This window comes from Ramlibacter alkalitolerans (assembly GCF_016722765.1).
Classification (GTDB): Bacteria; Pseudomonadota; Gammaproteobacteria; order Burkholderiales; family Burkholderiaceae_C; genus Ramlibacter; species Ramlibacter alkalitolerans.
The window spans coordinates 116,740-137,064 of sequence record NZ_JAEQND010000003.1; the positions used below are offsets into that span (position 1 = coordinate 116,740).

A 20,325-nucleotide genomic window follows, 5' to 3' on the forward strand; every position below is an offset into this window, starting at 1 on the left:
GCTGATCAGCGAACCTGCTGTTACATTGCGTCGTCAGCCGCCAGGAAGGCGGCAGCGCGAGTGCGCACCAGCATTTTCCGTGGATCAGCTCACATGGCCTTGAAGTCCCTGCATACCGCTGTCGCGGCGGTCGTGATCGCCTCTGCGTCCGGCGCCGCGTGGTGGTACCAGCAACCGCACCGCGCTAAAGAGGCCGGCACCGAAACGACCCGGCCGGGCGCTGCGGCCGCGAGCGGCGCACCGGCGAACGGTCCCGCCCGGGCGCCTTCGGTGGAGGTCGCACGGGTGGAGGCGCAACGCATCAGCGACGACGCCCAGGCGGTGGGCAGCCTGCGCTCGCGCCAGAGCGTCATTCTGCGGCCTGAAGTCTCCGGCCGGGTGACGCAGATCAACTTCCGTGATGCCGACCGGGTGCGCCGCGGGCAGGTGCTGGTCCAGCTCGACGACCAGCTGCCGCGCGCGCAGCTGCAGCAGGCGCAGGCCGAACTCTCCATCGCGCGCGCCAACCACAAGCGCAACGAGGAGCTGGTGGAAGAGAAGTTCATCGCGCAGCGCGCGGTGGACGAAAGCGCGGCCAACCTGCAGGTCGCCGAAGCCAAGCTGGAACTCGCCAAGGCCACGCTGGCGCGCCTGAAGATCGTCGCGCCCTTCGACGGCGTGGCGGGCATCCGCAACATCAGCGTGGGCGACTACCTGAAGGACGGCGCGGACATCGTGAACATCGAGGACCTCGATGCGATGTACGTCGACTTCCGCCTGCCGGAGCGCTACCAGGCCAAGGTGCGGCCGGGGCAGGTCGCGCTGGTCGATTTCGATGCGCTGCCGGGCCGGCGCTTCAGCGCACTGATCCAGGCCGTGGACCCGCTGCTGGACGCGAACGGCCGTTCGGTGGGCGTGCGCGGTTGCATGGACAACCGCAATCTCGACCTGCGCCCGGGCATGTTCGCGCGCGTGACGCCCGTGTTCGGCATGCGCGACGACGCGCGGGTCATCCCCGAGGAAGCCATCGTGCCGCAAGGCGGCCGCCAGTTCGTCTACCGGCTCGCCCCGGGGCCCGATGCCGAGACGCGTCGCGCGCAGCGCGTCGAGGTCAAGGTGGGCATCCGCCAGCCGGGCAAGGTGGAGATCACCGAGGGCCTGAACACCGGCGACCTCGTCGTCACCACCGGGCAGCAGCGGATCAAGGAGGACGGCATGGCCGTGCACGTCCTCGACCTCGCCGGCCGCGGCGGCAACGCGGCGGGTGGGCCGGTGGCCGGAGCCGCTGGCGGCACCCAAGCCGGCGCGCGCAACGCGCCGGTCCAGTACGAGATGGTGCCGCTGCGCCCCGGCAATCCCTGCGGCCATGTGGCGAACGCCACGACGCGGCCCGCGGCCCAGCCGCGCCCTGCCCAGGCGCCCGTGCGCCCGGCCGCGCCGCTGCCGCGTCCGGAAGCCAAGCGCGCTTCCGTCGCCGGCTGAGCGCCAGGAGCTTTCCATGCAACTTCCCGAAATAGCGATCCGCCGCCCGGTCTTCGCGACCGTGCTGTCGCTGCTGATCCTGCTGGTGGGGCTGGTCAGCTTCAGCCGCCTGGCCGTGCGCGAGTACCCGAAGATCGACGAGCCGGTGGTGACCGTGAGCACCAAGTACGCCGGCGCGTCCGCCGAGGTGATCGAGTCGCAGGTCACCAAGCCGCTGGAGGATTCCATCGCCGGCATCGACGCGGTGGACGTCATCACCTCCATCAGCCGCCCCGAGCAGAGCCAGATCTCGGTGCGCTTCCGGCTGGAGAAGGACGCCGATGCCGCCGCCGCGGAGGTGCGCGACCGCACCTCCCGTGTGCGCAACCGGCTGCCGCAGGCCATCGACGAACCGGTGATCGCCAAGGTGGAGGCCGATGCCTTCCCGGTGCTCTGGCTGGCCTTCACCAGCGACAGCCGCAGCGCGCTGGAGATCAACGACCTGGTCAACCGCATCGTCAAGCCGCGCCTGCAGACGGTGACCGGCGTGGCCGACGTGCGCATGTATGGCGAGCGCAAGTACGCCATGCGCGTCTGGCTCGATCCCGACAAGCTGGCCGGCTACAACGTGACCACGCAGGACGTGGAGGACGCGATCCGGCGCAGCAACCTCGAGCTGCCGGCCGGCCGCATCGAGTCGCAGCAGCGCGAGTTCAGCGTCACCTCGCAGACCGACCTGGTGCGGCCCGCGCAGTTCGGCGAGATCGTGATCCGCAACGTCAACGGCTTCCCGGTGAAAGTCCGCGACGTGGCGCGGGTGGAGGAGGCGCCGGCCGACGAGCGCAGCGGCATGCGCCTGAACGGCCGCAGCGCCATCGGCACCGGCGTGATCCGCCAGGCCACCGCCAACCCGCTGACGCTGGCGCAGGGCGTGCGCGAGATGATCCCGCGCCTCAAGCAGGACTTGCCGCCGGACATCAACATCGACGTCGCCAACGACAACTCGCTGTTCATCGACCGCTCGGTGCGCAACGTCTACCGCACCATCGTCGAGGCCATGATCCTCGTGGCGCTGGTGATCTTCGTGTTCCTGCGCACCATCCGCGCCTCCATCATCCCGATGATCACGATCCCGGTGTCGCTGGTCGGCACCTTCGCCATGATGGCGCTGGCGGGCTTCACCATCAACACGCTGACGCTGCTGGCGCTCGTGCTGGCCATCGGCCTGGTGGTGGACGACGCGATCGTGATGCTGGAGAACATCTTCCGGCACATCGAGGAGGGGCTGGACCCGTTCTCGGCGGCCATCAAGGGCGCGCGCGAGATCGGCTTCGCCGTGGTGACGATGACGCTGACGCTGGTGGCCGTGTATGCGCCGCTCGCGTTCACGCCGGGGCGCACGGGCCGGCTGTTCGTCGAGTTCGCGCTGGCGCTGGCCGGCTCGGTGCTGGTCTCGGGCTTCGTGGCGCTGACGCTCACGCCGATGATGTGCTCCAAGCTGCTGCGCCACAACCCGAACCCCACCTGGTTCGACAGCCACATGGAGCGCTGGCTGACGGCCCTGCAGAACGGTTATGCACGCGCGCTGCGGTGGATCGTGACGGCACGCTGGCGCCCCGCGGCCGGCGGGCGGGGCGGCTGGCGCGGCAAGCTGCTGCAGGCGCGCTGGCTGGTGATCCTGGTGATGATGACCAGCGCCGGCCTGATCGCCCTGGTGTGGCCCTCGATGAAATCGGAGCTGTCGCCGCTGGAGGACCGCGGCACCATCCTGGCCAGCATCAATGCGCCGGACGGCTCCACGCTGGAATTCACCGACCGCTACGCGCGCGCACTCGAACGCATGGGGCAGCAGTACCCCGAGTTCGACCGCATCTTCGCCAGCCTGGGCAATCCCACCGTGTCGCAGGGCAGCGTGGTGTACCGCACCATTGACTGGGACGAGCGCAAGCGCACCACCCTGGAGATCGCGCGCGAGCTGGGCCCCAAGTTCAACTCGCTGCCGGGCGTGAACGCCTTCGCCGTCACGCCGCCCTCGCTGGGCCAGGGCTTCCGGGAGCGGCCGGTGAACTTCGTGATCCAGACCTCGGACAGCTACGAGAACCTGAACCGCGTCGTGCGGCAGATGCTCGACGAGATCGCGAAGAACCCCGGGATCCAGGGCGTCGACGTGGACCTGCGGCTGAACAAGCCGGAGCTGCGCATCGACGTCGACCGCGCCAAGGCAGCCGACATGGGCGTGAGCGTGGAGGTGGTGGCGCGGGCGCTGGAGACGATGCTGGGCGGCCGGCAGGTCACGCGCTACAAGCGCGACGCCGAGCAGTACGACGTGATCGTGCAGACGCAGGCGAGCGGCCGCACGACGCCGGAGGCCATCGACACCATCTACGTGCGCGGCCGCAACGACACCATGATCCCGCTGTCGGCGCTGGTGAAGACGCACGAGAGCGTGAGCCCGCGCGAGCTGAACCACTTCGGGCAGCGCCGTGCGGCGGCCATTACCGCCAACCTCTCGGCCGACTACTCCCTGGGCCAGGCCCTGAAGTTCATGGACGAAACCGCCGCGCGCGTGCTCAAGCCCGGCTACACCACCGAGCTGAACGGGACGTCGCGCGAGTTCCGCAACTCGCAGGGCGCGCTGGCCATCGTGTTCGTGCTGGCGCTGCTGTTCATCTTCCTGGTGCTGGCGGCGCAGTTCGAGAGCTTCGTCGATCCGCTGGTGATCATGCTGTCGGTGCCGCTGTCGATGATCGGTGCGCTGCTGGCGCTCAAGTGGAGCGGAGGATCCCTGAACGTGTACTCGCAGATCGGCCTGATCACGCTGGTGGGCCTGATCACGAAGCACGGCATCCTGATCGTGGAGTTCGCCAACCAGTTGCGCGAGCAGGGCATGGAGATGGTCGATGCACTGGTGAAGGCCGCCTCGCAGCGCCTGCGCCCGATCATGATGACGACCGGCGCGATGGTGCTGGGCGCAATGCCGCTGGCCTTCGCGCATGGCGCGGGTGCCGAAAGCCGCACCCAGATCGGCTGGGTGATCGTGGGCGGCATGTCGCTGGGCACCTTGCTCACGGTGTTCGTGGTGCCCACGATGTACACGCTGTTCGCGCGCAGGGAGGTCCCCGGCGCGAACAAGGCCGAGGCGAGGGAAGACGCCCTGCTGCACGAAGGCGACCTCGTCGCTAAGTAGCGTCCGGGAAATCGGACATCCAGAACGCAAAAGCCGCAAAGGTTACGCAAAAGCCGCGAAAGGACATCCACTCTTGAATGTCTTTTTTGCGGCTTTTGCGTAATTTCGCGGCTTTTGCGTTCGGTTGTCCGTATCCGTCCCCACCAGTTGACGCCACCCGACGCCCGGTGTGCAATCGCCGCGCCATGCCGACCGTCGAATTCGCCCCCGCGCTGACGCGCCACGTGGACTGCCCGCGCCAGCAGGTGCAGGCGCAGACCCTCGGCGCGGCGCTGGAGGCCGCGTTCCGTGCGGCGCCGGCGCTGAAGGCCTACGTGCTCGACGAGCAAGGAGCGGTGCGCAAGCACGTGGCCGTGTTCCTCAACGGCGACATGCTGCCGCGCGAGACGGCACTGGCGCAGGCCGTCGCGGCGCAGGACCGGGTGATGGTGATACAGGCGCTCACCGGAGGCTGACATGCAGGACATCCACGTCGCGACCCGCAAGGGCCTGTTCACCGTCCGCCGCGCGGCGGACGGCTGGCGCCTGGGGCAGCCCCAGTTCCCCGGCGAACCCGTCACCCAGGTCGTGGTCGACCGCGCCGATGGCGCCTGCTATGCCGCCCTGCGTCTCGGCCACTTCGGCGTCAAGGTCAAGCGGAGCGTGGACGCAGGCGCGAGCTGGCAAGACGTCGCCGCGCCCGCCTTTCCTCCCAAGCCGGCCGAAGGGCCGCTGCAGGACGATCCCACGCCGTGGACCGTCGACCTGGTGTGGAGCCTCGAAGCCGGCGGCGGGCGGCTGTGGGCCGGTGCCATCCCGGCGGGCCTGTTCGTGTCGGAGGACCAGGGCGGCAGCTGGCGCCTGGTCGAAAGCCTCTGGATGCGGCCGGAGCGGCGCGAGTGGTTCGGCGGCGGCTACGACCACGCGGGCATCCACTCGATCGTGCTCGACCCGCGCGATGCCGGCCACTTGACGCTCGCGGTTTCCTGCGGCGGCGTGTGGCAGACGCACGACGCGGGGGGCACCTGGGCGAATACCTCGGAGGGCTTCGACGCCGGGGCGTACATGCCACCGGAGCGCCGCTACGACGGCAACATCCAGGACGTCCACCGCATCGCCGCCTGCGCCGGGCAGCCCGACGTGCTGTGGGCCCAGCACCACGGCGGCATCTACCGCTCGGGCGATGCGGGGCGCAGCTGGCAGTCGCTCGGCACGCCGGCGCCGAGCGCGTTCGGCTTCGCGGTGGCGGCGCATCCGCGCGACCCCCAGCGCGCGTGGTTCGTCCCCGCGCATTCCGACCAGCAGCGCATGCCCGTGGACGGGCGCATGGTGGTCAACGAGACGCGCGACGGCGGCGCCAGCTTCCGCACCCACGCCGAGGGGCTGCCGGCGCGCCACGCCTATCACCTCGTCTACCGCCATGCGCTGGCCTGCGCCGACGACGGCGAGACGCTGGCCATGGGCTCGACCACCGGCGGTCTCTGGGTCAGCGAGGATGGGGGTGCTCGCTGGGAGTGCCTCTCGCGCGACCTGCCGCCGATCGCGGCGGTGCGCTTCGCCTAGTGGACGTGCGCTGCGCCTGCTTCCTCGGGCTCGAGCGGGGCGAAGGCGCGGATCCGGTTGCAGGCGTCGCGCGGCGCCTCGACCGCCGAGAGGTCGCACACGGTGTTGGCCATGCCGCGGCAGCGGCTGGCCGCGTGCTCCCACAGCACGTGGACGGACTTGCTCGAGCCCTTGCGCGCTTCCAGGCGCTTGGCCGAGGCGATCGCGGTCACGCAGGTGCCGATATAGGTGTGGGCGGTGGAACTGCGGTGCCCCATCACCTTCAGGAGGTCGAGGGATTCCCGCGCCACTTCCTCCGGGGGAGCGCCGTTGCCGAAGCCGGCGAAGGCCGCGCCGCACAGGGCGACGAGCGCGAGGGCAGCCCAGAGCGTTCTTTTCAGCATGGTATCCGTCGACACAGATCGTTACAGTAACGCGGAAACGCACGCGGAGGCCATCCCCCGAACGGAGGAGAGGGCCGGACAAACCCGAAGGGCCGGCAGCCAGGCCCAGGCGCTAGAGGGCGCCTTCGAACATCATCACGTCGACGGGATCGCCCGCCGCCACGTTGCCCTGTGCGTGGTGCAGCACGATGAGGCCGTTGGCCTGCACCATGGAGCTGAGCACGCCCGAGCCCTGGTTGCCGGTGGTCCGCACCTGCAGCGTGCCGTCGGCGGCGGCCGCGACGATGCCGCGCTGGTACTCGGTGCGTCCCGGCTTCTTGCGCATCGCCTCGGCGCTGCGCGCCTTCAGGTAGACGGGTGCGGCGACCCGCGCGCCCATCATGCGCAGCAGGGCAGGGCGCACGAAGGCGAGGAAGGTGACCATCACCGCCACGGGGTTGCCCGGAAGCCCGAACAGCACGGCGTCGCCGATGCGCCCGACCGCCATCGGACGCCCGGGGCGCATGGCGATCCTCCAGAACGCGACGTCGCCCAGCTTCTTCATCATGGCCTTGGTGAAGTCGGCCTCGCCGACGCTCACGCCGCCGCTGGTGATGATCGCGTCGGCGCGCGCCGCCGCGTCGCGGAAGGCCTGCTCCAGCAGCGCCGGCTCGTCGCGAACGACGCCGAGGTCGATCACCTCGCAGCCCATTCGCGTGAGCAGCCCGTGCACGGTGTAGCGATTGCTGTCGTACACCGCGCCCTCGCGCGTCGGCTCGCCCAGGCTCAAGATCTCGTCGCCGGTGGAGAAGTAGGCCACGCGCAGGCGCCGGAACACTTCGACTTCGGCGATGCCGAGGCTCGCGACGAGCCCGCAGGCGGCCGGGCCGATGCGGTCGCCGGCGGCCAGCGCCGGCCGGCCCTGCATCAGGTCCTCGCCCTTGCAGCGCCGGTTGTCGCCCGGCTGCAGCAGGCCCGCCGGCACCTCGATGCGGCCGTCGGCGAGCGTCTTCGTGAACTCCTGCGGCACGACGGTGTCGAGTCCCGCCGGCATGATCGCGCCGGTCATGATCTTGACGCACTCGCCGGGGCCGGCCTGGCCCTGCCACGCCTTGCCGGCCAGCGCAGTGCCCACGACCTGCAGCTGCAGCGCCCCGGCGCCGAGCTGGCTGCCCGCGAAGGCGAAGCCATCCATCGCGGAGTTGTCGTGCGGCGGCACGCTGATCGGCGAGACGAGGTCGCGCGCCAGCACGCGCCCGAGCGCATCGAACACGCCGACCTTGGCCGTTTGCGCCACCGGCGCGACCAGGTGGGCGAGGAATTCCCCGACCGCTTCCGCGCTCAGCGCCCGCGGGTCGTAGCCTTGCAGCTGCGCCGCGATCTGCTCGATCGACAGGGTCACGGGGACTGCTCGAGCCGGTGCAGCTCGGTCAAGGTGTTCGCGTTGAAGAAGGCCGAGGGGTCGTCCCCCGCGCGGTCGAAGGGCACGACGATCGTCCTGTGCTGGCCGGTCCAGGCGTCGATCTTGCGACCGCCGCCCTGCGTGAACTGCACCAGGTCTTCCATCAGCTCCACCCGCAGCAGCGAGAACACCGGCTGCGTGCGCACGGCGGCGCCGTCCTCCTCGCGCGCTGCCGCCATGGCGATGTCGGCGTCCTCGCGGTCCAGCGCTTCGGCCAGGCGCGCGACGAGGTCCTGCGGGAACAGGGGCGTGTCGCAGGGCACCGTCACGAGCCAGGAGGTCTCGCAGCGCTCCAGGCCGGTGAGAAAGCCCGCCAGGGGGCCGGCGTAGTCGCCGATACCGTCCGGCCAGACCGGCACGCCGAAGGATTCGTACGCGGAGAGGTTGCGGTTGGCGTTGATCATGATCCCGCCCACCTGGGGCGCCAGGCGCAGCATGGTGTGCAGCGCGAGCGGCATGCCCCGGAAGGTCTGCAGGCCCTTGTCGACGCCGCCCATCCGCGAGCCGCGGCCCCCGGCGAGGATCAGGCCGGTGATGTCGTTCTTGTCGATCATGGCGGCGATGTTACTCGCCGGCTGCACGGGCGAGTCCGGGGCGGTCAGCCGCCGATGTAGCTCATTTCGACCCGCCGCCCGCCGCTGCCGGTATCGGCGGCCATGGTGCCGCGCAGTTCGGAGTAGTGGTCGTCGCGGCCCTGCCAGATGTGGCCGATCGCGGAGGCGAGTTCCTCGTCCGTCGCGCCGCCGCGCAGCAGGGAGCGCAGGTCGTAGCCGTTGCCGGCGAACAGGCACAGGTACACCTTGCCCTCGGTGGACAGGCGCGCGCGGTTGCAGTCGCCGCAGAAGGCCTGCGTCACGCTGCTGATGAAGCCGACCTCGCCGGCGCCGTCGGCGTAGCCCCAGCGCTCGGCCGTCTCGCCGGGGGCACTGGCCTCGAGCTGCGCGAGCGGGAACTCCGCCGCGAGCCGGGCGCGGACCTCGGCCGAAGGCATCACTTCGTCCATGCGCCAGCCGTTGGTGGCGCCGACGTCCATGTATTCGATGAAGCGCAGCACGATGCCGGTGCCGCGGAAGTGGCGCGCCATCGGCAGGATCTCGTGCTCGTTGGTGCCACGCTTGACGACCATGTTCACCTTGATCGGCCCGAGGCCGGCCTCGCGGGCGGCGGCAATGCCTTCCAGCACCTCGGCGACGGGGAAGTCGACGTCGTTCATGCGGCGGAACACCGCATCGTCCAGGCCATCGAGGCTCACCGTCACGCGCTGCAGGCCGGCTTCCTTGAGGGAGCGGGCCTTGCGCGCCAGCAGCGAGCCGTTGGTGGTCAGCGTCAGTTCGGGCGGCGTGCCTTCCACCGTGCGCAGGCCGGCGAGTTGCGAGACCAGGATCTCGATGTTCTTGCGCAGCAGCGGCTCGCCGCCGGTGAGGCGGATCTTGCGCACGCCGTGGGCGAGGAACTGGCGGGCGACGCGCGTGATCTCCTCGAAGCTCAGCAGGGAGGCATGCGGCAGGTACTGGTAGTTCTTGTCGAACACCTCCTTGGGCATGCAGTAGCTGCAGCGGAAGTTGCAGCGGTCGGTGACGCTGATGCGCAGGTCCCGCAGGGGCCGCCCGCGCGCATCGGCCACCAGCCCGGTGGCAGGAACCGGGCGCGCCGGCAGTACCGCACGCAGCGCCACCAGGCGCTGATCGACCAGCGGGATCACGCGTTCAGCCATGCCCCCATTGTGAGGCTGGGCGCATACCCGACGAACTCCCCGGTTTCCCTCACTGCGCGCCTGCGCGAAAACCCTTGTGACCGAAACGGCACGGGCGTGTGAAAACTGGCCGAGGCTGGGCAGTTTTGCGCCGGACGGCCGATGGGCACTGGACCCCGCGCGCGCGCTGCATACAGTCGCACCTGTCGTAGTTTTCCGGTGCGGGTTTTCTCGGGTTCCCGCCCGCATCAGAGGCAGGAGTACCACATGCCCCATTGGCTGACCCGCATCACCCGACCGCTCCTCGCAGCGACACTGCTGCTGGCCGGCGCCGCCTGGGCCGACGACGCGTCCAAGCACCTGGCACCCGGTTTTTCCACCCGCGCCGCGGGCTCGAAGCTCGTGGTCGTGCCCGCCGACATGGAGCTGTACTCGATCAGCGCCGGCGGCGTGATCGAGCCCCGCGCCGACTGGACCGAGGCCGCCCAGAAGAACTTCGTGCAGGCACTGGACGGCCAGGGCAAGCTGCTCGGCCCCGAGGTGTCCCGCCTCGACCTCCCCGCGGCGGACGAGATGGCCGAGATCCTCAGCCTGGAGCGCGCGGTGGCCAGTGCCATCGCCATGCACCACCGCAACGGCGACATGAAGCTTCAGACCAAGGGCGGCCAGCTGGACTGGTCGCTCGGCGACGCCGTGAAGCCCCTGAAGGAGCGCACCGGCGCCGACTACGCCCTGTTCACCTGGGTGCGCGACACCTACGCCAGCGGCGAACGCAAGGCGGCCATGATGGCGCTGGCCCTGATCGGGGCGATCAGCCTCGGCGGCGAGCAGGTCGGCCACGCCTCGCTGGTCGACCTGAACACGGGCCGCGTCGTGTGGTTCAACGAGATCGACCGCTGGAGCGGCGACCTGCGCGAGCCGGCTCCGGCCCGCGAGACGGTCGAGTCGCTGCTGAAAGACTTTCCGGTGCTGAAATGAACGATCGCCGCGCCTTCCTCCGTTCCGCCTGCCGCCACTGCGTCGGCCTGTCTGCGCTGGGCGGACTGTCCGCCATCGCGCAGGACCTCTCCAGCATCCGGGTGCCGCAGCGCTTCGGCCGCCCGGCGGCCGACACCGACGAAGGGGGCCTGTGGGGCCTCATGGACCGCGAGGAGCAGCGCATCCGGCGCAGCCCGCTCACGATCCACGACAAGGCCTTCCGCGATTACCTGCAGGACCTGGTGTGCAAGCTGGCCGGCGACTTCTGCCCGGACGTGCGCGTGTACCCGGTGCGCATCCCGCACTTCAACGCCTGGATGGCGCCCAACGGCATGATGGTCGTGTGGAGCGGCCTCATGCTGCGCGCCGAGAACGAGGCGCAGCTCGCCGCCGTGCTGGGACACGAGCTGGGCCACTACATGGAGCGCCACACCGTCGAACAGCTGCGCGCCCAGAAGGAGCACGCGGTGCTCAGCACGATCGTCGGCCTGGTGGGCGGCGTCGGCACCTTCGTCGGGCAGATCGGCCTGGCGGCGAGCCTGCTGGCCTTCTCGCGCGAGCACGAAGGGCGCGCCGACCGCATCGGCGTGCGCCTGATGAAGCACGTGGGCTACGACGGCCGCGAAGCCGCCAACGTCTGGGACAACCTGCTGCAGGAAATGAAGGTCACCGGCGGCAAGGACGCCGGCAAGAGCGGCGACATCTTCGACACCCACCCGACCAGCGCCGGCCGCCGCGACGAACTGCTGGAGCTGGCCGGCGCCGGCGGCGGCGACAAGGGCGAGGCACGCTACCGCAAGGCGATCGCGCCGCTGCGCCTGGGCTGGCTGCAGGACGAGGTCAAGCGCGGCCAGTACGAGGAAAGCCTGATCCTGTTCGACCGCATGGTGGCCCGCGATGCCAAGGACGCCGAGGCGCTGTACGCGCGCGGCGAGGTCTACCGCCTGCGCGAGGAGGGCGGCGACGCCGAGCGTGCGCTGGCCGACCTGGACCGCGCGAGCCGGCTCGCCACCGCGCCGGCCGAGGCCTTCCGTTCGCTGGGCCTGCTGCACAAGCAGCGCAACGATCCCGTGGCCGCGGCCAAGGCCTTCCAGAGCTACCTCGCGATGGCGCCGCAGGCCGGCGATGCGGCGATGGTGCGCTCCTACCTCACGGAGTTGAAGTGATGAAGCTTCTGTCGGCCCTGCTGCTCGCCCTGCTGCTGGCGGCCTGCACCTCGATGACCAAGGTGGAGGGCGAGCAGGTCGTCAACGAACGCCTGGTCGTCACCGTGCCGGGCGCCTGGAACCGGGTGGTGGACCGCTCCGAGCAGCCGCCTTACGAGAGCTGGACGCAGGAAGGGATCCCGCTGGACCACCTGCGCCTGTGGGGCGCCGTGCGGCCCGGGCAGCCGCTGCTGACCAAATGGGCGACCTACTCGCGGGCGGTGGATGCCAAGGAGCCGCGCGTCCCCACCTTCCGCACCGGCCTCACGCCGGAAAAGCTGGTGAGCCTGTTCGAGGAGGTGTATGCCACGGCCGGCACGGTGAGCATCACCAAGATGGAACCGACGCTGTTCGCAGGCCATCAGGGCGTGCGCTTCGAGTTCTCGCTGGCGCGCCGCTCCGACGACCTGCAGCTGCGCGGCGTGGGCTGGGTCTCGGTGCGCCCGGACCCGCTGTGGGGCGAAGAGCTCTACGCCGCAACCTTCGTGGCGCCGCGGCTGTCGTTCTACGACCGGCTGCTGCCGAAGGCGGAGGAGGTCGTGAAGTCGGCACGGGTGCGGGCGGGCACGTCGTCCTGATGCCAGGTCTTCGGCCTCCTGCTACTGAGCCGTCTTGCGATAGGGCCCGTTCGGAATCGCGTTCGGGCTGAGCAGAAAGACTTCCTGATTGGCCCGCTTTGTCAGGGGCATGTAGTTCGGCGCCGCCCGGGTGATCGCAGCACTCACCACTGCGCTGACAAGGGCGACCATCGGGCTGCCACCGGAATTGTTGTTCTGCGGCGAGTACTGGAGCTTCTTCTTTTCATTCCACAGCTCCGTGCCGTCCTTCGCCACCATCCGGTAGTCGAAGTCGACGGTGACGACGGTCGTCAGCAGCGCGAACTGCGCGTCCCAGCGGTTGATCGTCACATAGAGGACTGCGTCAGCACCGAAGAGCTTCGCGAGCACGGGCGTCGGTTCTTGGTGAATCCGCTCTCCCTCGTAATAGCCTTCCTGTTCCAGCACGAACTTGGTCGTATTCACAGGGAACACATAGAAGCCCTTTTCGGCCACCGGCACCGGCAGCGCGGCGAGAACGTAATTCGGAGCATCGACGTCGAGCGACTTGTTGATCGTCGGCACGACGAGCACGGAGCGCGGCGCGGCTGCGATGAAGGCGGACATGTCCTTCTTGACCGGAGCCGCGCAGCCCACCAGGAGCAGGCAGAAGGCAAGGATGGCTGCAGATTTCATTTCTTCTCTGCCTCGGTCGCGGCCGTACGCTGTATGTTGTTGATGAGGGCGGTCATGAGCTGGCTGCTTTCAGGCCAGGCCTTCTGCTCCTTCGCGTAGAACTCCGCGGCGCGTGACTTCGCTCCGGCCTGGAAGTAGAGCGTGCCCAGTTCGGCATACAGCCCTGGAGCTACCTTCTGGCCTGCACTTTCCATGGCGGCGATGTGCGTCTCCAGCTTCGTTCGCAGGGCCTCGGCTTTGGTCGGATCCTTGTAGCTCGCGTAGAGTGCGTCGTCGTACCCGCCCCAGTTGTAGAGCCCGCGGGCCGCGCAACCCGAGAGAAGGGCGACGGCGGCCGCAATGACCAGATACTTCATCAGAACTCCCTGTTGACCGTGAACGTGCGCTGAACGCCGTCGCCTACATAGAACTTTTCCTCCATGAGGGTGGCACCCATGAATGTCACCTTGAGCATGTGAGTTCCAGGCAGCAGGCGCAGGGCGGCGACCCCATCCATGTAATCGGCCGCCGTGCCCATGTGGATGCCGTCGATGAAGATATGCGCGGATCGGACCGATTCGTCGATCAGACGAAAGGAAATCTGCGGCCGCACATCCGGGATGCCCGCCTTTTCCGTCGGCATCTGCACGCAGCCAACCAGCTGAATACAGGCGATGAGTGCGGCGGCGAGCACGCCGGGCAGGTGTTTCCTCATCGTGCACCTCCATGGCGAACCACCAACTGCTCGAGCTTGTAACCCGCCAGCGAGCCGGAGACGATGCTCGCGACGGATCCTTCGTCCAGTTCAGTATTGCCGAAGAGACCGTCGATTCGGAGATCGGCGACCCGTCGGCCGGGCAGGGTGACGACAGCGCCCGTCTGCGGCGACTTGACCTGTTCCCCCTGCGTGAAGACCTCGAACTGCATCCCCTCGCGGATGCCCTGTGTCTTGCCGCCTCCGAGGAACACCCGGTTCGGTTCCGCCTTCAGGATGTATGTTTGCCAGGGCTGCGACGCCAATGCGGTGGTGAGCCGACTGGTGGCATCGGCCACGGCCTGGCGGATGGCCGTGTCGTTGAGCGTACCGTCGTAGCCTGCCTGAGAGCCGAAGCCGAAAGTGGAAGCGGTTTCTGTCGAGGCTTCACCTGCGCCGGAAGTGGCGAACACGATCTGCGCCGTCTGCACGTCGACGAGGCGAAGATCCACTTTCGCAAACGCCACTTGCTTCTTGCTCGCGGAGACGAAGCCGGATTCGCCGACGGTCTTGCGCCCGAACTCCGTGAGCGACCCGATCACCAGCAGGTTCACACCGATCAGCGCTTGTGCGTCCCCCGTCAGTTGGGCCTCGTCGCGGAGCCTGCCGATGTCTGGCCGCTCGAACACGAGGTACGCACCGGATTCACTGAGCGCCTTGCTCAGGAGATCGGACACCTGTTTGCCCAGCGGGTCGCCATGCTGGTCGCGCAGGAGCGACCGACCGTAGTTGGTTTCGTTCGTGATGCGGCCCAAAGCGATCTTGCGCTTCAGGACGGGGGAAACAGGTGGCTGCGATGCGTAAGACTGCTGCGCCGCCCGTTGCACCGCCAGCGCCGGCGCGGGCTCCTTGGGCGTGATCGGTGGCGTCTGCACGGCACAGCCCGTTGATGCAGCCGCAAGTGCCACGGCCACGAGCCGCCGCGACGCTCGTCTGGATTTGATCATCGCCCCTCCAATTTCTCTATTGGAGGAATGCTGACACATCTACTTACGCTGGGGAAGGCAATTCCTAGTGATTGTGGCGAGGAAGGCCATACCGTTGGCGAAGGCCGACACTGCACTCCCGAAGCGTTCGTGCATGAACAAAGCGGCCCGCGGGCCGCTTTGCCTTTCTGGGCCCCCGCCTTCGCGGCGGTGACGCGCAAGAGCGCGCTGACCCCCTTCACCCGTGCTTGATCGCCACCGTCTTCAGCGTCGTGAATCCCTGCAGCGCCTCGAAGCCCTTCTCGCGCCCGTACCCCGAGGACTTCACGCCGCCGAAGGGCAGCTCCACGCCGCCGCCGGCGCCGTAGTTGTTGATGAAGACCTGGCCGCTCCTCACCCGGCGCGCCATGCGCAGCTGGCGCGCGCCGTCACGCGTCCAGATGCCCGCCACCAGGCCGAAGTGCGTCGCGTTGGCGAGTTCCACCGCGTGGTCCTCGTCGCGAAAGCTCATGGCCGCCAGCACGGGGCCGAACACTTCCTCCTGCGCCAGCCGGTGCGTGACCGGCACGTCGCGCAGCAGCGTCGGTGCCTGGTAGAAGCCGGATTCGGGCGCTTCGTCCACGACGCTGCCCTGCGCCACGACCGGGATGCCGGCGTGCTGCGCGTCGGAGAGGAAGTCCCACACGCGCTGCTGCTGCGTCGCGCGGATCAGCGGACCGACGTCGAGGTCCATCGCCGCCGGGCCGACCCGCAGCTGCGTGAAGGCCTCGGCCAGGCGCTCCAGCAGCGGCTCGTAGAGGCCTTGTTCCACCAGCAGGCGCGAGCCGGCGGAGCAGGTCTGGCCCGCGTTCTGCACGATCGCGTTGATCACGACCGGCAGCGCCGCATCCAGGTCGGCATCGGCGAAGACGATCTGCGGGCTCTTGCCTCCCAGCTCCAGCGTCACGGGGCAGTGCCGCTCGGCCGCCGCCTGCTGGATGATCGTTCCCACGCTGGGACTGCCGGTGAAGCTGATGTGGTCGATGCCCGGATGGCGCGCCAGCGCGTCGCCCACCTCGTGGCCGTAGCCGGTCACGATGTTGATGGCGCCGGGCGGGAAGCCGACTTCGGCGGCCAGCTGCGCCACGCGGATCAGCGACAGGCAGGCGTCTTCGGACGGCTTGACCACGCAGCAGTTGCCCGCGGCGAGCGCGCCGCCGACGCTGCGGCCGAAGATCTGCATCGGGTAGTTCCACGGAATCACGTGGCCCGTGACGCCGTGCGGCTCGCGCCACGTGAGCACGGTGTAGCCCTCCTGGTAGGGCAGGGTCTCGCCGTGCAGCTTGTCGCAGGCACCCGCGTAGAACTCGAAGTAGCGCGCCAGCGCCACCGCGTCGGCCCGGGCCTGCTTCGTCGGCTTGCCGCAATCGCGCTGCTCGATCGCCGCCAGTTCGTCGACGTGCTCGGAAACCTTGAGCGACAGGCGCATCATCAGGCGCCCGCGTTCGGCGGCGCTCAATTTCCGCCAGGGGCCTTCGAAGCACTGGCGCGCCGCATCGACGGCGGCGGCGATGTCTTCCGGCGTGCCGCGCTGGATCGTGTCGTAGGGCTGGCCGTCGGAGGGGTCGATGACCGGCAGGGTGCGCTCGGAAGACGCGCGCACCGGGGCATTGGCAATGAAATGGAACTGCATGGCGCGATTTTGCGCCAAGGCGTGATCGCCCTCAGGTCCGGACGGGGACGTACTGGTCCGCGTGGTCCGCCAGCCAGCGCCGGGACGCCCCGGAATCCTGCTGGCGCGGATGGAAGTCGCGCCGGAAGTATTCCCGCCATGGCCGGTACGTCAGGCGCACCAGCCCGCGCTGGCCGAACAGGTAGCTCGCCGCACTGCGCCAGGTGCTCCACTTCCACAGCGTCCCGTCATGGCGCAGGTTCAGCACGGTCTGGCGCAGCGTATCGAGCAGGAAGATGGTGGTGATCCGCTTCATCCAGCGGATGCGCCACGCGTGGTCCCCGCCCAGCGCCTGGTACAGGTCGAAGGCGGTGCACTTGTGCTCGGATTCCTCGGCGCTGTGCCACAGCCAGAGCGTCGCCAGGCGCGGATCCTGGTCGCCCAGCAGGTCGGGGTGGTGCAGCAGGAAGTCCGCCAGGATGGCGGTGAAGTGCTCGTTGGCCGCGGTGATGGCGACCCAGTGGCGCACGTCCTGGCCTTCCAGCACCTTCAGCCGCTCGCGGGCGCGGGCTTCCCAGTCGTTGACCAGCCCGAGCTTTTCCAGGTGCGCGTTGTAGAGGGAGTGCAGCCGGCGGTGCGTAGCCTCCTGGCCGACGAAACCCTGCACCTCCGCGCGGAATTTCTCCTGCTGCTGCGGCGGCAGGGCCTTGAAGCCGTTGCGCACCGAATCCATGAAGAACTGCTCGCCGACGGGAAAGCTCATGGAGAGCGCGTTGAACAGTGCGGTGCGAAAGGCATCGCCCGCGCACCAGTGGCGGGCGATGGGCGCCTGCAGGTCGACGAGGAGGCGGCGGACGACGAGATCGGTCATGATGGAGCTGTGCAAAAACGCGCTGCGATCCGTCGTGAGGTGTCCGGCTCGCGGTACGATTCAGTACCAAATTTTCCCATGCAGGACTGGGCACTGTCAACTTCGCAGGAACACCGCGGCCGCCTGTTGCGCGGCATGGCCGCGGCCGTGGCGGTGAAGGGCTACGCCGACACGACGATCGCCGACGTCGTGCGGGAGGCGAGCGTTTCGCGCCGCACCTTCTACGAGCACTTCCGCGACAAGGCCGAATGCCTGATCGCGCTCTACGAGGCCGCCAGCCGCAACGCGCTCGGCGTGCTGCGCGAGGCGATCGACCCGGGGCTCGGCTGGGAGGAGCAGGTGGAGCGCGCCATCCGGGCCTACCTCGAGTGCTTGGCGAGCAACCCGCTGCTGCTGCGCACGCTGTTCGTGGAGATCCTCGGCCTGGGACCCGAGGGCCTGGAGGTGCGCCGCGCGATGCACCGCGAGATCGCCGAGTTCCTGATGCAGCTCGTGAACGCGGGCACGGCGCCGCATGCGAGCATGACGCCGGAGATCGCGATCGCCGTCATCGGCGGCATGCACGAACTGGTGTTGCAGGCGATCGAGGACGGCAAGCTCGATGAACTGCCGGTGCTGACGGCGACGGCGACGCGGCTGCTCAAGGCGGTGACGCGCGTGTGAGCGGGTGGTGGCTTGGCGGTGACGCGGATTTGAGCGACGCTCCCCCATGAAAAAGGCCCGCCGAAGCGGGCCGTTTTCACGCGATGGTTCGCGCTACGAATGGAACTTCACCACCAGCGGCACGATCAGCAGCGCCACGATGTTGATGATCTTGATCAGCGGGTTCACCGCGGGGCCGGCCGTGTCCTTGTAGGGGTCGCCCACCGTGTCGCCCGTGACCGCCGCCTTGTGCGCCTCGGAGCCCTTGCCGCCGTGGTGGCCGTCTTCGATGTACTTCTTGGCGTTGTCCCAGGCACCGCCGCCGGTGCACATGGAGATGGCGACGAACAGGCCGGTCACGATCGTTCCCATCAGCAGGCCGCCCAGCGCCTTCGGGCCGAGCACGAGGCCGACGATGACCGGCACCACCACGGGCAGCAGCGAGGGGATCATCATTTCCTTGATGGCCGCCTTGGTCAGCATGTCGACCGCCACGCCGTATTCCGGCTTGGCAGTGCCTTCCATGATGCCCTTGATCTCGCGGAACTGGCGCCGCACTTCGACCACCACCGCACCGGCGGCGCGGCCGACGGCTTCCATTGCCATGGCACCGAACAGGTAGGGAATCAGGCCGCCGATGAACAGGCCGATGATCACCATCGGGTCCGACAGGTCGAAGCTGATCTGGCGGCCGTAGGACTCCAGCTTGTGGGTGTAGTCGGCGAACAGCACCAGCGCGGCGAGGCCGGCGGAGCCGATCGCGTAGCCCTTGGTCACCGCCTTGGTCGTGTTGCCGACGGCGTCCAGCGGGTCGGTGATGTCGCGCACCGAAGCGGGCATCTCCGACATTTCGGCGATGCCGCCGGCGTTGTCGGTGATCGGGCCGTAGGCGTCCAGCGCAACCACGATGCCCGCCATCGACAGCATGGCCGTCGCGGCGATGGCGATGCCATACAGGCCGGCCAGCCAGTAGGCGACGAAGATCGCGATGCACACGCAGATCACCGGCCAGGCGGTGGACTTCATCGACACGCCGAGGCCGGCGATGATGTTGGTCCCGTGGCCCGTGGTGGAGGCTTCGGCCACGTGCTGGACGGGGGCGAACTGCGTGCCGGTGTAGTACTCGGTGATCCAGACCAGCGCGCCGGTCAGTACCAAGCCGACGGCGCAGGCGCCGAACAGCTTCATCTGGCTGCCGGTGGCAGTGATCGCGTCATCGGGCATCAGCCACTTCGTGACGAAGAAGAAGGCGATCAGCGACAGCACGCCGGCCACGATCAGGCCCTTGTACAGGGCCGGCATCACGTTCTTCATGCCGGGCGAGGCCTTGACGAAGAAGCAGCCGATGATCGAGGCGATGATCGACACGCCGCCCAGCGCCAGCGGGTACAGCGCCGCGTTCACCGGCGCCGTGGCGATGAGCAGCGAGCCCAGCACCATGGTGGCGATCAGCGTCACCGCGTAGGTCTCGAACAGGTCGGCGGCCATGCCGGCGCAGTCGCCGACGTTGTCGCCCACGTTGTCGGCGATCACCGCCGGGTTGCGCGGATCGTCCTCGGGGATGCCGGCTTCCACCTTGCCCACCAGGTCGGCGCCGACGTCGGCGCCCTTGGTGAAGATGCCGCCGCCCAGGCGGGCGAAGATCGAGATCAGCGAGGAGCCGAAGGCGAAGCCGATCAGCGGGTTCAGCAGCGTGGCCAGCTTGCGGTCCGGCGTGAGGTTGCCGTTGCCGACCAGGAACCAGTAGAAGGCCGTGACGCCCAGCAGGCCCAGGCCCACCACCAGCATGCCGGTGATGGCGCCGCCGCGGAAGGCGACGTCCAGCGCCGGGCCGATGCCGCGGGTGGCCGCCTGCGCGGTGCGCACGTTGGCGCGCACGGAGACGTTCATGCCGATGAAGCCGCAGGCCCCCGAGAGCACCGCGCCGATGATGAAGCCCACGGCGGTCTGCCCGTCCAGGAAGACGCCGATCAGGATGGCGAGGACCACGCCGACGATCGCGATCGTCCGGTACTGGCGCGCCAGGTAGGCGGCCGCACCGGCCTGCACGGCCGCCGCGATCTCCTGCATGCGGGCGTTGCCCGCGTCCTGTGAGAGGATCCAGCTGCGGGCCCAGAAGCCGTAGACCACGGCTGCCAGACCGCAGACGAGCGCCAGTATGAGCGCCGAATTGCCAGTCATCTAAGTTTCTCCTGTCGTATCGCTTCGGTCGTCGAGGGGGTCTGCAACGCCGCGGAACCCCCGCTGCGTTGCTTCCTCGTGACTCCCGCGCGACGCGGAGACGATTGGCCAACGCGGCGGACTATACCTGTGAAGCGTTTACAGAGAAATGTCGGTGTCAGGAGAGAGTGGCAGCATTGACTAAAATCAGGGTTTCCCCTGAGCGCGCCCTCCTTACTTC

The 20,325-nt window shown here is 68.9% G+C and carries 19 protein-coding genes; 8 read left to right on the plus strand and 11 right to left on the minus strand.

What is annotated here, in order from left to right; all coding sequences use genetic code 11:
* Nucleotides 1-93 precede the first annotated feature (93 nt).
* From JI746_RS05900 to JI746_RS05915, 4 genes are all read left to right on the plus strand, one after another.
* Nucleotides 94-1,461: an efflux RND transporter periplasmic adaptor subunit gene (locus JI746_RS05900; protein ID WP_201687882.1), complete on the plus strand. Its 1,368-nt coding sequence runs from the start codon at nt 94-96 to the stop codon at nt 1,459-1,461.
* 16 nt (nt 1,462-1,477) lie between these two features.
* Complete coding sequence (locus JI746_RS05905; protein ID WP_201687883.1) at nt 1,478-4,627, plus strand: efflux RND transporter permease subunit; 3,150 nt, start codon at nt 1,478-1,480, stop codon at nt 4,625-4,627.
* A 185-nt stretch (nt 4,628-4,812) separates the two neighbouring features.
* Complete coding sequence (locus JI746_RS05910) at nt 4,813-5,082, plus strand: MoaD/ThiS family protein (protein WP_201687884.1); 270 nt, start codon at nt 4,813-4,815, stop codon at nt 5,080-5,082.
* 1 nt (nt 5,083) lies between these two features.
* Entirely contained in the window at nt 5,084-6,169 is a 1,086-nt protein-coding gene (locus JI746_RS05915) for a WD40/YVTN/BNR-like repeat-containing protein (protein WP_201687885.1), read from the plus strand.
* Here JI746_RS05915 and JI746_RS05920 read toward each other — a convergent pair.
* The 4 genes from JI746_RS05920 to moaA form a co-directional block, all read right to left on the minus strand.
* Nucleotides 6,166-6,552, minus strand: coding sequence for a hypothetical protein (locus JI746_RS05920; RefSeq protein WP_201687886.1), 387 nt, complete (start codon nt 6,550-6,552; stop codon nt 6,166-6,168). The genes JI746_RS05915 and JI746_RS05920 overlap by 4 nt on opposite strands.
* 112 nt (nt 6,553-6,664) lie before the next feature.
* A complete protein-coding gene (gene moeA, locus JI746_RS05925) occupies nt 6,665-7,933 on the minus strand; it encodes a molybdopterin molybdotransferase MoeA (protein ID WP_330892953.1) in 1,269 nt (422 codons plus the stop codon).
* Nucleotides 7,930-8,547, minus strand: coding sequence for a molybdenum cofactor guanylyltransferase MobA (gene mobA / locus JI746_RS05930; protein WP_201687887.1), 618 nt, complete (start codon nt 8,545-8,547; stop codon nt 7,930-7,932). Before mobA ends, moeA begins: the two co-directional genes overlap by 4 nt.
* Nucleotides 8,548-8,591: 44 nt before the next feature.
* Entirely contained in the window at nt 8,592-9,707 is a 1,116-nt protein-coding gene (gene moaA, locus JI746_RS05935) for a GTP 3',8-cyclase MoaA (protein WP_201687888.1), read from the minus strand.
* A 246-nt stretch (nt 9,708-9,953) separates the two neighbouring features.
* On the opposite strand from moaA, the gene JI746_RS05940 reads away from it, so the two are divergent.
* Genes JI746_RS05940 through JI746_RS05950 form a run of 3 tightly spaced genes read left to right on the plus strand, consistent with a single transcriptional unit; the run spans nt 9,954 to nt 12,447 of the window.
* Nucleotides 9,954-10,664, plus strand: coding sequence for a hypothetical protein (locus JI746_RS05940; protein WP_201687889.1), 711 nt, complete (start codon nt 9,954-9,956; stop codon nt 10,662-10,664).
* On the plus strand, nt 10,661-11,830 hold the full coding sequence (locus tag JI746_RS05945) for a M48 family metallopeptidase (RefSeq protein ID WP_201687890.1): 1,170 nt from the start codon (nt 10,661-10,663) through the stop codon (nt 11,828-11,830). The genes JI746_RS05940 and JI746_RS05945 overlap by 4 nt, the downstream gene beginning before the upstream one ends.
* Nucleotides 11,830-12,447 carry a hypothetical protein gene (locus JI746_RS05950; protein WP_201687891.1) on the plus strand — a complete coding sequence of 206 codons (618 nt, stop codon included), beginning with the start codon at nt 11,830-11,832 and terminating at the stop codon, nt 12,445-12,447. The genes JI746_RS05945 and JI746_RS05950 overlap by 1 nt, the downstream gene beginning before the upstream one ends.
* A gap of 21 nt (nt 12,448-12,468) precedes the next feature.
* On the opposite strand, the gene JI746_RS05955 is transcribed toward JI746_RS05950, so the two are convergent.
* The 6 genes from JI746_RS05955 to JI746_RS05980 form a co-directional block, all read right to left on the minus strand.
* Nucleotides 12,469-13,101 (minus strand): DUF799 domain-containing protein, encoded by a 633-nt coding sequence (locus JI746_RS05955; protein WP_201687892.1) that lies wholly within the window; start codon nt 13,099-13,101, stop codon nt 12,469-12,471.
* Nucleotides 13,098-13,457 (minus strand): DUF4810 domain-containing protein, encoded by a 360-nt coding sequence (locus JI746_RS05960; RefSeq protein ID WP_201687893.1) that lies wholly within the window; start codon nt 13,455-13,457, stop codon nt 13,098-13,100. Before JI746_RS05960 ends, JI746_RS05955 begins: the two co-directional genes overlap by 4 nt.
* Nucleotides 13,457-13,795 carry a hypothetical protein gene (locus JI746_RS05965; RefSeq protein ID WP_201687894.1) on the minus strand — a complete coding sequence of 113 codons (339 nt, stop codon included), beginning with the start codon at nt 13,793-13,795 and terminating at the stop codon, nt 13,457-13,459. Before JI746_RS05965 ends, JI746_RS05960 begins: the two co-directional genes overlap by 1 nt.
* Entirely contained in the window at nt 13,792-14,781 is a 990-nt protein-coding gene (locus JI746_RS05970; protein WP_201687895.1) for a CsgG/HfaB family protein, read from the minus strand. Before JI746_RS05970 ends, JI746_RS05965 begins: the two co-directional genes overlap by 4 nt.
* A 217-nt stretch (nt 14,782-14,998) precedes the next feature.
* A complete protein-coding gene (locus JI746_RS05975; RefSeq protein WP_201687896.1) occupies nt 14,999-16,432 on the minus strand; it encodes an aldehyde dehydrogenase family protein in 1,434 nt (477 codons plus the stop codon).
* 31 nt (nt 16,433-16,463) lie between these two features.
* Nucleotides 16,464-17,282, minus strand: coding sequence for a metal-dependent hydrolase (locus JI746_RS05980; protein WP_201687897.1), 819 nt, complete (start codon nt 17,280-17,282; stop codon nt 16,464-16,466).
* 78 nt (nt 17,283-17,360) lie between these two features.
* Between JI746_RS05980 and JI746_RS05985 the strand changes: the two genes are divergently transcribed.
* On the plus strand, nt 17,361-17,945 hold the full coding sequence (locus JI746_RS05985) for a TetR/AcrR family transcriptional regulator (RefSeq protein ID WP_201687898.1): 585 nt from the start codon (nt 17,361-17,363) through the stop codon (nt 17,943-17,945).
* Nucleotides 17,946-18,038: 93 nt separating this feature from the next.
* On the opposite strand, the gene JI746_RS05990 is transcribed toward JI746_RS05985, so the two are convergent.
* On the minus strand, nt 18,039-20,105 hold the full coding sequence (locus tag JI746_RS05990; RefSeq protein WP_201687899.1) for a sodium-translocating pyrophosphatase: 2,067 nt from the start codon (nt 20,103-20,105) through the stop codon (nt 18,039-18,041).
* Nucleotides 20,106-20,325 lie beyond the last annotated feature (220 nt).